This window comes from Streptomyces sp. TG1A-8, assembly GCF_030499535.1.
GTDB lineage: Bacteria > Actinomycetota > Actinomycetes > Streptomycetales > Streptomycetaceae > Streptomyces.
In genome coordinates this window covers 6,749,555-6,762,560 of sequence record NZ_JASTLB010000001.1, presented here as the reverse complement: position 1 = coordinate 6,762,560, position 13,006 = coordinate 6,749,555, and the positions used below count along the sequence as shown (strand labels likewise).

General features: G+C 74.4%; 13 protein-coding genes. 10 read left to right on the top strand and 3 right to left on the bottom strand.

The annotated features are described in order from the left end of the window. The first annotated feature begins 234 nt into the window (after window positions 1-234). Together QQY24_RS29955 and QQY24_RS29950 are read left to right on the top strand one after the other, a co-directional pair. A complete protein-coding gene (locus tag QQY24_RS29955; protein WP_301975839.1) occupies window positions 235-837 on the top strand; it encodes a TetR/AcrR family transcriptional regulator in 603 nt (200 codons plus the stop codon). An 88-nt stretch (window positions 838-925) separates the two neighbouring features. After that, the gene (locus QQY24_RS29950; protein ID WP_301975838.1) at window positions 926-1,615 is read left to right on the top strand and encodes a type 1 glutamine amidotransferase domain-containing protein; all 690 of its coding nucleotides are present in this window, start codon (window positions 926-928) and stop codon (window positions 1,613-1,615) included. A gap of 445 nt (window positions 1,616-2,060) precedes the next feature. Here the strand turns inward: QQY24_RS29950 and QQY24_RS29945 are convergent, their stop codons facing one another. After that, window positions 2,061-2,654, bottom strand: a complete 594-nt coding sequence (locus QQY24_RS29945) for a hypothetical protein (RefSeq protein ID WP_301975837.1) — start codon at window positions 2,652-2,654, stop codon at window positions 2,061-2,063. 638 nt (window positions 2,655-3,292) lie between these two features. Between QQY24_RS29945 and QQY24_RS29940 the strand changes: the two genes are divergently transcribed. Together QQY24_RS29940 and QQY24_RS29935 are read left to right on the top strand one after the other, a co-directional pair. Continuing rightward, window positions 3,293-3,724, top strand: coding sequence for a MarR family winged helix-turn-helix transcriptional regulator (locus QQY24_RS29940; RefSeq protein WP_301975836.1), 432 nt, complete (start codon window positions 3,293-3,295; stop codon window positions 3,722-3,724). Between the two features lie 42 nt (window positions 3,725-3,766). Beyond that, window positions 3,767-3,916, top strand: a complete 150-nt coding sequence (locus tag QQY24_RS29935) for a hypothetical protein (RefSeq protein ID WP_301975835.1) — start codon at window positions 3,767-3,769, stop codon at window positions 3,914-3,916. Between the two features lie 116 nt (window positions 3,917-4,032). Here QQY24_RS29935 and QQY24_RS29930 read toward each other — a convergent pair whose 3' ends face one another. After that, window positions 4,033-4,587, bottom strand: coding sequence for a DUF305 domain-containing protein (locus tag QQY24_RS29930; RefSeq protein WP_301975834.1), 555 nt, complete (start codon window positions 4,585-4,587; stop codon window positions 4,033-4,035). Continuing rightward, window positions 4,563-5,933 (bottom strand): DUF1996 domain-containing protein, encoded by a 1,371-nt coding sequence (locus QQY24_RS29925; RefSeq protein ID WP_301975833.1) that lies wholly within the window; start codon window positions 5,931-5,933, stop codon window positions 4,563-4,565. The genes QQY24_RS29930 and QQY24_RS29925 overlap by 25 nt, the downstream gene beginning before the upstream one ends. A 675-nt stretch (window positions 5,934-6,608) precedes the next feature. On the opposite strand from QQY24_RS29925, the gene QQY24_RS29920 reads away from it, so the two are divergent. From QQY24_RS29920 to QQY24_RS29895, 6 genes are all read left to right on the top strand, one after another. Then, window positions 6,609-7,601 carry a LacI family DNA-binding transcriptional regulator gene (locus tag QQY24_RS29920; RefSeq protein ID WP_301975832.1) on the top strand — a complete coding sequence of 331 codons (993 nt, stop codon included), beginning with the start codon at window positions 6,609-6,611 and terminating at the stop codon, window positions 7,599-7,601. A 155-nt stretch (window positions 7,602-7,756) separates the two neighbouring features. Then, a complete protein-coding gene (locus tag QQY24_RS29915; protein ID WP_301975831.1) occupies window positions 7,757-8,716 on the top strand; it encodes an STM4015 family protein in 960 nt (319 codons plus the stop codon). Continuing rightward, entirely contained in the window at window positions 8,713-9,876 is a 1,164-nt protein-coding gene (locus QQY24_RS29910) for an STM4014 family protein (RefSeq protein ID WP_301975830.1), read from the top strand. The genes QQY24_RS29915 and QQY24_RS29910 overlap by 4 nt, the downstream gene beginning before the upstream one ends. Window positions 9,877-9,883: 7 nt before the next feature. Then, window positions 9,884-10,699 (top strand): STM4013/SEN3800 family hydrolase, encoded by an 816-nt coding sequence (locus tag QQY24_RS29905; RefSeq protein ID WP_301976391.1) that lies wholly within the window; start codon window positions 9,884-9,886, stop codon window positions 10,697-10,699. Then, window positions 10,696-12,027, top strand: coding sequence for an STM4012 family radical SAM protein (locus QQY24_RS29900; RefSeq protein ID WP_301975828.1), 1,332 nt, complete (start codon window positions 10,696-10,698; stop codon window positions 12,025-12,027). The genes QQY24_RS29905 and QQY24_RS29900 overlap by 4 nt, the downstream gene beginning before the upstream one ends. A 9-nt stretch (window positions 12,028-12,036) precedes the next feature. Then, window positions 12,037-12,918 (top strand): STM4011 family radical SAM protein, encoded by an 882-nt coding sequence (locus tag QQY24_RS29895; RefSeq protein ID WP_301975827.1) that lies wholly within the window; start codon window positions 12,037-12,039, stop codon window positions 12,916-12,918. The last annotated feature ends 88 nt before the right edge of the window (window positions 12,919-13,006 follow it).

Below are 13,006 nucleotides of genomic sequence, written 5' to 3'. Positions count from 1 at the left end.
GAGGGGGGTGCCCCACCCCGGACGACTTCGCGCCGTGTTCCGGTCGGCCGCATCCCCTTCGGTCCCGGCGCCGGCCGTACGCGCCGGCCGGCCGGGCCCCGCGTGCCGACCCCCTGCCCGGCGGAGGGAGACCACCCGTCGGCGTACGCGGTGCCCAGCATCCACCGGCCACGGCCCGGGACCCTCCCCCCAGCGCGTAGACGACTGGTCTATTCATACGCTAGAGTCATCGTCATGCCAGTCACCGCACGCAGCACCGACACCCGCCGAAGCATTCTCGACGCCGCCCGGCGGATCACGGCCCACAAGGACCACTCCGCGGTCGGCATCACCGAGGTGCTCGCGGAGGCCGGCGTGCCCGAGGGGTCCTTCCACCACCACTTCCCCTCCAAGGACGCTTTCGGTGAAGCACTCCCGAGGGGCCACTTCGACGAGTACGCCTCCGGCACGGACCGCGTCCTCGCGCAGCCGGACGAGCCGGCCGCCGAGCGGCTGACGGCCTACTGGCGGCAGTGGCGGCAGTGGCGGCAGACGCAGGGCGTCGACGAGTGCCAGGGCAAGCGCCCCACCGTGAAGCTCGGCGCCGAAGCCGCCGACCTGTCGGAGGCGATGCGGCTGGCCCTGAAGGAGGGCACCGATGCGATCGTCGACCGCATCGAGCGCACGATCACCAGTGGCCTCGCGGACGGATCGATCGCGGTCGGCGGCGATCCCCGCGGTACGGCGCAGACCCTGTACGAGATGCGGCTCGGCGCAAGCGTCATGACCAAGATCCACCGCAGTCCCGCACCACTCGACACCGCCACGGCCGTGACCAGGCGGCTCCTCCACCCGTGAAGGCCGGCGGTTCCACACCCGGACGGGGAACGCGGTTTCCCCTCACCCTCAATTAGACGACCGGCCTACTGATCAAGGGAGAAGTGACATGAAGGTTCTCATCGTTTTGACCTCGCACGACGAGCTCGGCGACACCGGCCGCAAGACCGGGTTCTGGCTGGAGGAACTGGCGGCGCCGTACTACCGCTTCGAGGAAGCCGGCTGGGAGATCACCCTGGCCTCCCCCAAGGGCGGCCGACCGCCGCTGGACCCCAAGAGCAACGAGCCCGCCAACCAGACCGACCAGACCCGGCGCTTCGAGTCGGACGCGAAGGCGACCGCGGCACTCGCGAACACCGTGCGCCTGGACACCGTCGCGGCAGAGGACTTCGACACCGTGTTCTACCCCGGCGGTCACGGCCCGCTGTGGGACCTGGCCGAAGACACGCACTCCGCGCGCCTGATCGAGACGACCCTGCGCTCGGGCAAGCCCCTCGCACTGGTCTGCCACGCGCCCGGCGTCCTGCGCCACGTCCTCGACGAGGACGGCACGCCCCTGGTACGGGGCAAGAAGGTCACCGGATTCACCAACTCCGAGGAGGAAGGCGTCGCGCTCACCGAGATCGTCCCCTTCCTCGTCGAGGACGAACTCAAGCGCCTGGGCGGCGTCTACTCCAAGATCGGCGACTGGGAGCCCTACGTCGTCCAGGACGGCCTGCTGATCACCGGACAGAACCCGGCCTCCTCGGGCCCCGCGGCCGACGCCCTCGTCGAGCTGGTCAGCAAGGTGAGCGGGTGAGCGCGGACACCGCCACGTCCCCGCGTGACGCATGACCGCCCGGGCCGGACGGGAACCACCGGCCCGGGCGCGCGCCCGACGGCACCGGCACCGGCACACGGCCCCTGCAACACGGCTGACGCAACCGCCCGGCAGGACCCGGGCGGTCGACGCCCGGGTCGTCACGGACCTCGGCAGCGGCCAGCTCCTCGCCGACACCGCCGCCCCACAGCGCCGCGCCCCGCCTTCCCGGCCGGTCGCGGCGCCCCGGCGTTGCCGCCCCTTCACCGGCGGCCCGGAGGCACCGTCGTGTGCCCGGACCGCCCGCTCCGCCCGACCTCGTCCGGTTGCCCGCACGTGCCCGTCGGGCCGGACGGCTCCCCCGTTCCGCCCGCCGCCGCACGCACGGGCCGCGTCCACGGCCGGCGAACCCCGCGCGCCCGCCCGAGCAGTGCCCAGTCAGGGCTCATCCCCGGCACCCGGCGGGCCGTCCTGACCCGAAGTGGGCCGCGGAGCGGGCCCGCCCCCACATGCCAGGAGCCTGCTCGACGGGACGCTGCTGCTCACCGTGCAGGGCGTTGAGCACCACCAGGCATCCGGTCAGCGCCGGCACCATCCACTGCACGCGGGCCAGCTGCCGCCGAGCCTTGTCGAGGTCGACGGGGTGCTTCTCCGCCTTCTCGGTGTCCTCGGGGTCGGACGAGGAGGCCAGTTCGACCTTCTTGCCCAGGACCCGGGCGTAGGCGGTGGCGGCCAGAGCCGCGGCGGTGACGACGGTCTTGGCCGTGGTGGAGGCGGCCACGCCCTCCTGGGTGGCGACCCGATGGGCGTTCGCGACGAGCAGCCCGCCGCCGCCGAACAGGTGCGCGCCGATGGCGGCGGCGTTGACCGGAGTCCATTTCGCCCACCCCGACGAAGAGATCCGGTCCGTGGCCGTCTCCGTTCCGCCTTCGTCCCTGGCCGCGCCGTTGAGGCCGACCGCGCCCATCAGTGAACCGCCGAACCAGGCGGCCAGACCCACATCGTGCAGGCTACGGATGAAGGTGTTGCGTTCGGACATGGCGGTGCTCCTTCACAAGGGGGCAGGGGCGGGCCGACGACGACGTCGCGTACCACCCCACCCTGACCGGATCCTGCCGCCGCCGCCATCAGTGCTGACCCGAACGGGGGTTCCCGGCTCCTCGGGCGTGCGGAACCGCCCCTCGGGTGAAATCGACGTCCCGACGACGACCGCCGCCACCGGGTCGGCGCCGCCGTCCTCGGACACCAGCGGCGGGCCGGCCCCGTCGAGACCGCCTCCGCACACACGGATCACGTCCACGGCTGGTGCAATCCGCACACCCAGCCGGGCGGCGATCCGCCTGAGCCCGTCTCCCGCGTCCTGCGCGCCGTCCTGGCCTCCGGTGTCCCCTTACGGCATCCGCAGCCCGACGATGGCGACGCCTCGTCAGTGGTGACGTGTTCCGCGGCAGCGTCCGGCGTGGCCGCACGGACCTGCCGCCCGCCGGGAACGACCGCGCTCCGGACCGCAGTCGGATGCGGGAGCCGCCGCTGTCCGGTCCGGAACCGACCCAAAGACCGTGAGACCGCACCCAGGGCCCCGGCGGCCGGGAGTCCGGCCCGATCGACAAGGACTTGACAATTCCGACCGCCTCGGGTCATCGTCAAGAACCTGTCACTGGTCGAGGAGGCGGAGCGTTGGATCCCCGCAGGGCCCCGGTCGGCTCGCTGACCTTCCTGGTCCGCAAGGTCTGGCTGAACATGAGGTCGGCGATCGCCGGGGAACTCACGGCGTTCGGGCTGTCGACCTCGCAGTACGCCACCCTGCTGATGACGGCGGCGCAGCCGGGGATGTCGGCGTCGGACATCGCCCGCGAGGTGGCGAGTTCCCGGCAGGCCGCCAACGAGATGCTCGTCGGACTCGAACAGGAGGGCCTGATCGAGCGGCGGACGAACCCCACCGACCGGCGCAGCCACCAGATCTTCGTCACCGAGTCCGGCCGGGCGCGCCTGGTCGGTGCCCGCAAGGCCGTCGACCGCTGCGAAGAGGAACTGGAATCCGCTTTCACGCCCGAGCAGCGCGTCGCGATCCGTGAGTGGCTGGAAGGCATTTCCGGGGCGCGCCGCTGAACCCGGTGGGGCTCGGCCTTCCTGGTCGCCGTCCCCGTCGCGGTGCTGTCACTGATCGGGATCGCCCTGCTGCTCCCGGACTCCCGCAGCTCCGTCCCGCGTCCGCCGGCCCCGGCCGGGCTGCTGCTGTCGGTCAGCGGGCTCGCCCTCCCGGCCCACGGGCTGGTCCACGCGGGGCGGGTGGCCCCCTGAGCCCGGTGTCGGTGCGGGGGCCGGCCCCACCGGAGCGCGATCCGTCCTCCATGACACGAACCGCCGCCGGTCGGGATCCAGTGGCGGATGGCCAAAGACCGGTGACACCGACCGGTTCAGCGCAGCGCGTCGAGCCGGGTGATCAGCTCGGCAGCCCTCCCCCCGATGGCGGCGGCCAGTCTCCCCGCCTCCTCGGCCCCGCCCGAGGTGCGTTCGCTCGCGCAGAGCTTCCGGGACTGCGCGAGGTGGGCGCGCAGGCTGTCGGTGAAGATGCGGTCGAACTCCTTTCCGGTCGCGGTGCCCGCCCTCCTGACGGCGCCGAGGGTGACCATGCCCGGCATGTCGTGCCCCTCGTGGGGGCGGGTGTCGGGGACGCCGGAGAGTTCCATGAGCCGGCGCAGACCGGCCAGGTCGTCCTCCAGTCCGGCGTCGGCCCGGGCCGCCAGCCGGGCCAGGGCCGGGTCCCCGGCCCGTGCGGGGGCCAGGCCGGTCAGGAGCCGGGCCCGCTCGTCCATGGGGATCATCAGCTGGATCCAGGCGGTGTCGGTGGGATTGAAGGCCGCCGCCCGCGGCGGGCCGGCCGCCGGCTGCGCGGTGCAGCCGGCGGCCGGGAGCGCCGCGAGCAGGACCCCCAGTGCCCGCAGGATCAGAACGCGCCGGCGGAGTTGCACTTGGCCCTCTGCACGATGCAGTCCTTCACCCGCTGTCCCAGGGCCGCGTTGTCCCAGGCGTTGAAGAGGTCGCCGTGGATGGACGACGCCATGCCCGAGGACAACGACAGACCGGCGGCGCTGCCGCTGGTCGGGTAGCTGATGACGAACGAGACGGAAGGGATGGCGACCGGGTAGGCGCCGCTGCACGTGCCGTCGTGGGTGAAGGCGACGTGCGACTTGTGGTCCGGACTGTCGAGGTGCTTGCCGTCCCAGCAGTCGGGGAAGAGCAACTGGTGGACGAGCTTGGCGGTCGGGGCGCACACCGGCCAGTTGCCGTCGGAGCTGCGGCCGGTCTCACCTCCGGGTCCGGCGCAGAAGAACTGGTTGGGCGAGCCCGCCGGGGTGGACGCCTGCAGCTTGGCGTCGCCCGCGATCATGCGGAAGCCCCGGGGGAAGGGCACCGTCGCCGTGGGATCGACGAGCCGGGAACCGTAGTAGACGATCACACCGTCGGGTTCGACGGCCCTGCCCTGCTCGTAGAGGGTGGGGATCCAGTAGGCGGAGAGGTCCTTGGCGGGGGTGCAGCTGGTCCCCGCACCGGCCGACAGGCTCTGGAGCGTGGTGAACGCGTCGGTGCTCTTGTTGCCGAAGAAGCTGTGCATGTGGGACGCGCCGGGCAGGCCCGGGGAGACGATCGGGTCGTCCGGCTTGGAGTGGTCGTAGGTGCAGGTGGCGTTGAACTCGGGGACGCGCACCGCGTTGGACGGCACCGCGGCCGGGGTCATCGCGCGGAACTGCGCCAGCTGGGCGCCCCACTCGGCCTGGTCGACGTCGACCCAGCCGGGTGCGGCCTCGCCGCTGCCGCCGACGAAGGAGAACCAGTTGATGTTGACGAAGTCGCCGGGAGAGGCGCTGCGCAGCACGGCGAACACCGTCTGCGGGCCGGTGGGGTGGGTGGTGACGTCGGCGGTCCGGGTCGCCCAGCTCTGCCAGCCGCCGGTCGGGGAGACCTGGACGGCCGCGAGCAGCGGGCCGGTCAGTGAGCCGGTGCGCAGTTCCACGGAGCCGGAGCCGGTGGCGGAGGCGACGCGGGCCGAGACCGTCAGGCGGCCGGCGGGGCCGAGGTCGACGCCGTCGAAGCGCATCCAGTCGCCGTCGGCGAGGAAGGCGGCGTTCCGCCCGCCGCCGGTGTCCCCGGTCGCCTCCAGGGTGACGCCGGACTGCGCCGCGTAGGACTCGGCCCGAACGGTGACGGTGGCGGCCCGCGCGCTCTGGGCGGTGAGGACGATGCCGAGGGCGGCGGCCAGCACGATCGCCAGCGCTCCCGCTAACAGGGGGTGGAGGTGGGGGGTGTGTCTGCGCATGTCGCTTCCTCACGGAGGTGGGATTCGGGTGGGGGGACGCCCGGGGACCCCGGACGCCCCGGGACGGGCACCGGCCGTCGCGCACGAGTGCGGTGGCCACACCCGTGGGTGCGGCAGTCGCACGAGTGACCGCCGCACCCGCACGTGCGGGTGCGCTACGGGCGCGGGGCCGGGACTGCCGCCACCGGCCCCGCGCACCGGAAGGGGTTCGGGCACCGGAGGCGGTGACGGACGTGTTCCCGGGGCCGCGGGGCCTCCGGGGCGCCGGCGGGGGAAACGGACGCAGCGGTGGACGCGGGTGCGGCGGCCGCGGCGGCGAAGGGGGGACCGAGGCGGCGGGGCAGCGGATGCACGGGCGACTCCTCGGGTGGGGGTGGGCGAGGGAGCGCTCCCTGAGGGGAGGATGGGCGGGCCCGTACGGACTGTCAAGGGATCGGTTCATCTGGCAGGAAAGCCGCTGACTCCACACCGTCTCCCCGGGGAGCGGTTTCACGGGGCGTCCCTGCGACGGACACCACGTCGACGGGGGCGGGAAGCGGCGTGCCCGGGTGCCTCCGTCCCCCGGGGGCAGCCGCTACCCTGCTGGCGTGGCCGTGAGATCCAGCCGGAGGTCGTCCTGGTGAGAAAGCGCTCCCCGAGCACCGTCCTCGGCGCCGGCGGCCGGGACGGGAAGGGATGAAGCGCCCCACCCTGGAAGTGGTCGCCGCGCGTGCGGGGGTGTCCAAGTCGAGCGTCTCGCGCGTCATCAACGGCGAGACGACGGTCGCGCCGCGGATCCGGGACGTCGTCATGCGGGCCGTGCGCGAACTGGGGTACGTGCCCAACGCGGCCGCCCGCAACCTGGTCACCCGCCGGACGGACGCCGTGGCGGTGGTCGTCTCCGACCCGCCGCAGGGCGTGGTCTCCGACGATCCCCTGTTCTCCACCGTGGTGCGCACCGTCAGCAGGGAGCTGGAGGCCGCGGGGAAGCGGGTCGTGCTCATGCTCGCCGAATCCGACCGGAGCCGGACCAGGGTGGAGCGCTACGTGGCCGGCGGGCACGTGGACGGCGTGATGCTCGTGGCCCTGCACGGCACGGACCCGCTGCCGGCCGCGCTGGCCAGAATGGGCCTGCCCCTGGCTTCGTTCAACCGCACCTGCGCGCAGGACGTGCCGTACGTGGGACTGGACAACGCGGGCGGCGCGACGCTCGCCGTGCAGCACCTCCTGGAGCGGGGCCGGCGCCGGATCGCCACCGTCACCGGACCACTGGACCTGTTCGAGGCGCGCGAGCGCCTCGACGGCTACCGCCGGACGCTGCGGGACAGCGGCCGCCGCTCCATCGTGGCGCTGGGCGACTTCACCAGGGCCTCCGGCGCGGAGGCCATGCAGCAGCTCCTGGAGGACGATCCCGCGCTGGACGCGGTGTTCGCGGCCAACGACCTGATGGCGATCGGGGCCCTGCGCACCCTGCGCCTGGCGGGCCGCCGGGTTCCCGAGGACGTGGCCGTCGTCGGCTTCGACGACATCGAGGCCGCCGCCTACACCAGTCCGGCGCTCACCTCCGTGCGCAGTCCGATGGCCGACCAGGCCACCGCCACGGTCCGCCTGCTCCTGGGCCTCGTCGAGGGCGGTCCCGGGGGTCCGGTGATCATGCCGAACGAACTGGTGGTCCGCGAGACCACCTGATCACCGGCCGCGCGGGGCCCTGCCCCATGACCGGGACCGCGGGGACCGCCACCGACGACGCCCCGCACCCGCCCCGCCGACGGGCGTTGTCAGTGGCTGTTGGTAGAACTGCGGGCACCACCGACCGCACCCCCTTCCTCCGCAGGAGCAGCCGCATGACCATAGGCGACCACCTCCACACGCTGTACCGGCTGCCCGCCCACACGTTCCCGGGCCCCGGCGCGGGCACGGACGGCCTGCCCGAACCCGACGCCTGCGCCTGGCGGATCGGCGCCGACGTGTACGACGGCGACGAGGACTGGACCGCGGCCTTCGCGCGCTTCTGCGCCGCCGTCGAGACCACGCGGGTGCGGGCCCTGATCGTCGGCGCCTGGGAGGAGGCCTACGACACGACGCCGTCCGGTGTGATCGAGGCCCTGCTGGCCGCCCGGGACCGCTTCCCGGCGCTGCGCGCGCTGTTCCTGGGGGACATGGTGATGGAGGAGTGCGAGATCTCCTGGATCCAGCAGACCGACGTCACCCCGCTCCTGGCCGGCTTCCCCGCCCTGGAGGAGTTCGGTGTGCGCGGCGGGACGGGACTGCGGTTCCCCGCCCTGAGCCACGGCGCGCTGCGCCGGCTCGTCGTGGAGAGCGGCGGGCTGCCCGCCGAGGTGGTGCGCGGCATCGGCGCCAGCGACCTGCCCGCGCTGGAGCACCTGGACCTGTGGCTGGGCACCCCCGACTACGGCGGCGACAGCGAGGCCGCCGACCTCGAACCCCTCCTGTCCGGCGCCCGGCTGCCGCGCCTGCGCCACCTGGCCCTGCGCAACAGCGAGATGCAGGACGCCGTGGCCGCGGCCGTCGCCTCCGCCCCCCTCGTGGAGCGGCTGGAGGTGCTGGACCTGTCCATGGGCGTGCTGACCGACGAGGGCGCCGGCGCCCTCCTCGGCGGTCGGCCCCTCACCCACCTCAAGAAGCTCGACCTCCACCACCACTACCTCAGCAGGCCCTTGGAGGACCGGATCCGGCAGACCCTGGAGCCCGCGGGCGTGGAGGTGGACCTCGACCGCGCCGACGCGGAGGAGGAGACGGAGGACGACGGCACGGTCTGGCGCTACGTCGCCGTGGGCGAGTGAGCGCACCCCCCGCGGTCCGGGCGGTGTCCCCCTCCCGGCCGCGCTTCGCGGTGGTCGGCAACCCGGACGACCGCCGGGTGTCCCTCTTCGCCGACGCGGTGCGCGCGGCCGGCCTGCCCGCCCCGCGCGTCGTGCCCTGGAGGGACGTCCTGCGCGACCGGGGGGCGGACTTCGCCGCCGACGAGATCGTCCGCGTCGACACCCCCGGCGGGAACGCAGAGGTCGACCGCCTGCTGCGGGGCGCCTCGGACCCCACCCGGGTGGAGGGTTCGGCCCGCTGGTACGCGGGGTTCACCGCCGCCCTGCGCGGGCTGCGGGGCGGGATCCGCCTGGCCGACCCCGGCGACCTCGCCGTGCTGTTCGACAAGCGCGGCTGCCACGGCGTGCTCGACGGCGCGGGGGTCCCCGTCCCCGCCTCCCCCACCTCGGGCCCGAACGGCGCGCCGGTGCGCGGCTGGGACGACGTGCGGGCGCTGATGCGCGAGCACCGGATGCCCCGGCTCTTCGTCAAGCCCGCCCACGGTTCGTCCGCCTCGGGAGTCCTGGCCGTCGAGAGCGGCAGGGGCCGGATCAGGGCCACCACCTCGGTGGAGCTCACCGCGGACGGCCGTCTGCACAACTCCCTCAGGGTGCGCCGCTACGAGCGCGAACAGGACCTCGCCGCCGTCGTCGACGCGCTCGCGCCCGACGGCCTGCACGTCGAGCGCTGGCTGCCCAAGGCCTCCCAGGGGGGCCGCACCGCCGACCTGAGGGTGGTCGTGGTGGCGGGCCGGGCCACCCACGCGGTGGTGCGCACCAGCCGTTCGCCGCTGACCAACCTCCACCTCGGCGGCGGCCGCGGCGACCTCGACGCGGCCCGGCGGGCCGTCGAGGCGGCGGGTGCCCGCTGGGCCGACGTGCTGGGGGTGTGCGAGCGGGCCGCGTCCTGCTTCCCGCGCACCCTGTGCGTCGGCGTGGACCTGCTGCCGGCCGTCGGATGGCGCAGGGCCCTCGTCGGCGAGGTCAACGCCTTCGGTGACCTGCTGCCCCGGCTGACCGGACTGCCCGGCAGCGGCGCCGAGGGCCTGGACACCTACGGCGCGCAGGTGGCGGCAGTCCTGCGCGCGGTCGCCCGGCCCGGTCCGCTCCACCCGTACAGAACAGGAACGCCCCATGCCTGAGCCCGACATGAACGAGGTGGTCGGCCACCACGACCTCCTCCTCGTCACCCTCGACACGCTGCGCCACGACGTGGCCGCCGAGCTGGCGGCCGAGGGCCGCACCCCGAACCTCGCCCGGCACCTGCCCGGCGGCCGCTGGGAGAAACGCCACGCGCCGGGCAGCTTCACCTACGCCTCCCACCAGGCGATCTTCGCCGGTTTCCTGCCGACCCCGGCCGCTCCCGGGCCGCACCCGCGCCTGTTCGCGGCGAGCTTCGCCGGCAGCGAGACCACCGCCGACGGCACCTTCGTCTACGACGCCCCGGAGCTGGTGTCCGGGCTGGCCGGGGCGGGCTACCGCACGGTGTGCATCGGGGGCGTGGGCTTCTTCAACAAGCAGGGCCCGCTCGGCTCGGTGCTGCCCGGCCTCTTCCACGAGTCCCACTGGGAACCGGGGTTCGGAGTCACCTCACCGCACTCCTTCGAGAACCAGGTCGCCCGCGCCGAGCACGTCATCGCCGGACTCCCGCGCGAGCAGAGGCTGTTCCTCTTCGTGAACGTCTCCGCCCTGCACCAGCCGAACTGGTTCCACCTGCCCGGCGCGACCCGCGGGGCCGGGGACAGCCGCGAGACGCACGCCGCCGCGCTGGAGTACGTCGACCGGCACATCGGCCGCCTCTTCGCCGCCGCGAGCTCCCGGCGCCGCTGCTTCGCGATCGTCTGCTCCGACCACGGCACCGCCTACGGCGACGACGGTTACACCGGCCACCGCCTCGGCCACGAATCCGTGTGGACCGTGCCGTACGCCCACTTCTTCCTCGGCCCCGCCGGGGCCGCCCGGTGACCGCCGCCCGCCCGGCCACGCCGTACCAGCACTACGTGTACGCCTACCCCCACAAGACCGCCTACCGCAGGCTCCCCGGGCGTCCCGCGCTGAAGTCGCTGTGGGCGGCGGAGGACAAAAGCGCCCTCTGCCTCTACCTGCACATCCCGTTCTGCGAGGTGCGCTGCGGCTTCTGCAACCTCTTCACCCGCATCGGCGCCCCCGACGGGCTGGTCGGCGCCTACCTCTACGCCCTGGAGCGGCAGGCCGTCGCCGTGCGCGAGGCCCTCGGGGACGCGGACGGCGTCCGGTTCGCCACCGCCGCCTTCGGCGGCGGCACCCCCACCTTCCTCACCGCGGCGGAACTGGAGCGCCTGTGCGACATCGCCGAGCGCCGCATGGGCGCCGGCCTGCGCGCGATCCCCCTGTCCGTCGAGGCCTCGCCCGCCACGGCCACCGCCGACCGCCTCGCCGTCCTGGCGGAGCGCGGGGCCACCCGGCTCAGCCTGGGCGTCCAGAGCTTCGTCGACTCCGAGGCCCGGGCCGCCGTGCGCCCGCAGCGCCGCCGCGACGTCGAGGCCGCCCTCGGCCGCATCCGGGACACCGGCGTCCCGGTGCTCAACATCGACCTGATCTACGGCATCGACGGGCAGACCGAGCGGACCTGGCGGCACTCCCTGGACGCGGCCCTGGCCTGGCGGCCCGAGGAGCTGTACCTCTACCCGCTGTACGTCCGGCCCCTGACCGGCCTCGACCGCCACCGCACCGGCCCCGACCCGGCGTGGGACGAACAGCGGCTGGGCCTGTACCGCGCGGGCCGCGACCACCTCCTCGCCCAGGGCTACGTCCAGCGGTCCATGCGCATGTTCCGCCGGGCCGACGCCCCGCCGCAGGGCGCCGACGACTACGCGTGCCAGAGCGACGGCATGATCGGCCTGGGCTGCGGGGCCCGCTCCTACACCGCCGGCCTGCACTACTCCTTCGACTACGCGGTGGACATGCACGAGATCCGCGGCATCATCGACGACTACGTCGCCTCGACCGACTTCGCCCACGCCGAGGTCGGCTACCGCATGGACGCCCGCGAGGCCCGGCGCCGCCACCTCCTGCAGTCCCTGCTGCAGGCCGGGGGCCTGGAGGACGGCGACTACCGCGCCCGCTTCGGCAGCGCCCCCGCCGACGACTTCGGCGCGGAGCTCGGTGTCCTGGCCGACCGCGGCTGGCTCGACGACACCGCCCCCGGGCGCCTGCGGCTCACCGCGGAGGGGCTCGCCCACTCCGACGCCGTCGGCCCGGAGCTGTTCTCCCCCGCCGTGCGGGCCGCCATGGCCGCCTACGCGAGGAAGTGACCGGCCGCCGTGGACCTGACCCTGCTGTACCGGGGCCCGCTCGCCTCCTGCGACTACGACTGCCCCTACTGCCCGTTCGCCAAGCGGCGCGACTCCGCCGACCGGCTGCGCGCCGACCGCGCCGCCCTGGAACGCTTCGCGCGGTGGGCCGGCGCGCAGTGCGGGGACCGCCTCTCCCTGCTGTTCACCCCGTGGGGCGAGGGCCTGGTCCGCTCCTGGTACCGCCGCACCCTCGCGGAGCTGTCCCACCTGCCGCACGTCCGCCGCGTCGCCGTCCAGACCAACCTCAGCTGCCGCACGGACTGGCTCGCCGGGGCCGACCTCGGCACCCTCGCCCTGTGGTGCACGTACCACCCGGGTCAGACCCCCTACGACCGCTTCCTCGCCAAGTGCCACGACCTGGCCGACCGCGGGGTCCGCTTCAGCGTCGGCGTCGTCGGGCTGCCCGGCCACCTCGAAGCGGCCCGCCGGCTGCGCGCCGACCTGCCCGCGCACGTCTACCTGTGGATCAACGCGGCCGAGGGGCACACCTACGGGGACGCCGAGGCCGACGAGTGGACCGCGCTCGACCCCCTCTTCCCCTACAGCCGCACCCCGCACGCCAGTGCCGGCCTGCCCTGCCGCACCGGCGAGTCGGTGATCTCGGTCGACGGCGCGGGCACCGTCCGCCGCTGCCACTTCGTCCGCGCGGAACTGGGCAACCTCTACGACGGCTCCTACCGCGCCGCGCTGCGCCCGAGGCCGTGCCCGCTGGCCGTCTGCGACTGCCACATCGGCTACGTCCACCTGGAGACGCTGCCGCTGTACGACGTGTTCGCGGGCGGCGTCCTGGAGCGCGTCCCGGCCGCCGTCGCGCCCGGCCGCCGCTCCCCCGGGGCGGGCCCCCTCTGAGCCGCCCGGCCGGGCGGCGCGGCTCCGGTCCCGTTCCGGCGGGGCGCGCCACGGCAGCGGCGCCGGCGCGACGTCGTCCACCTGTTCG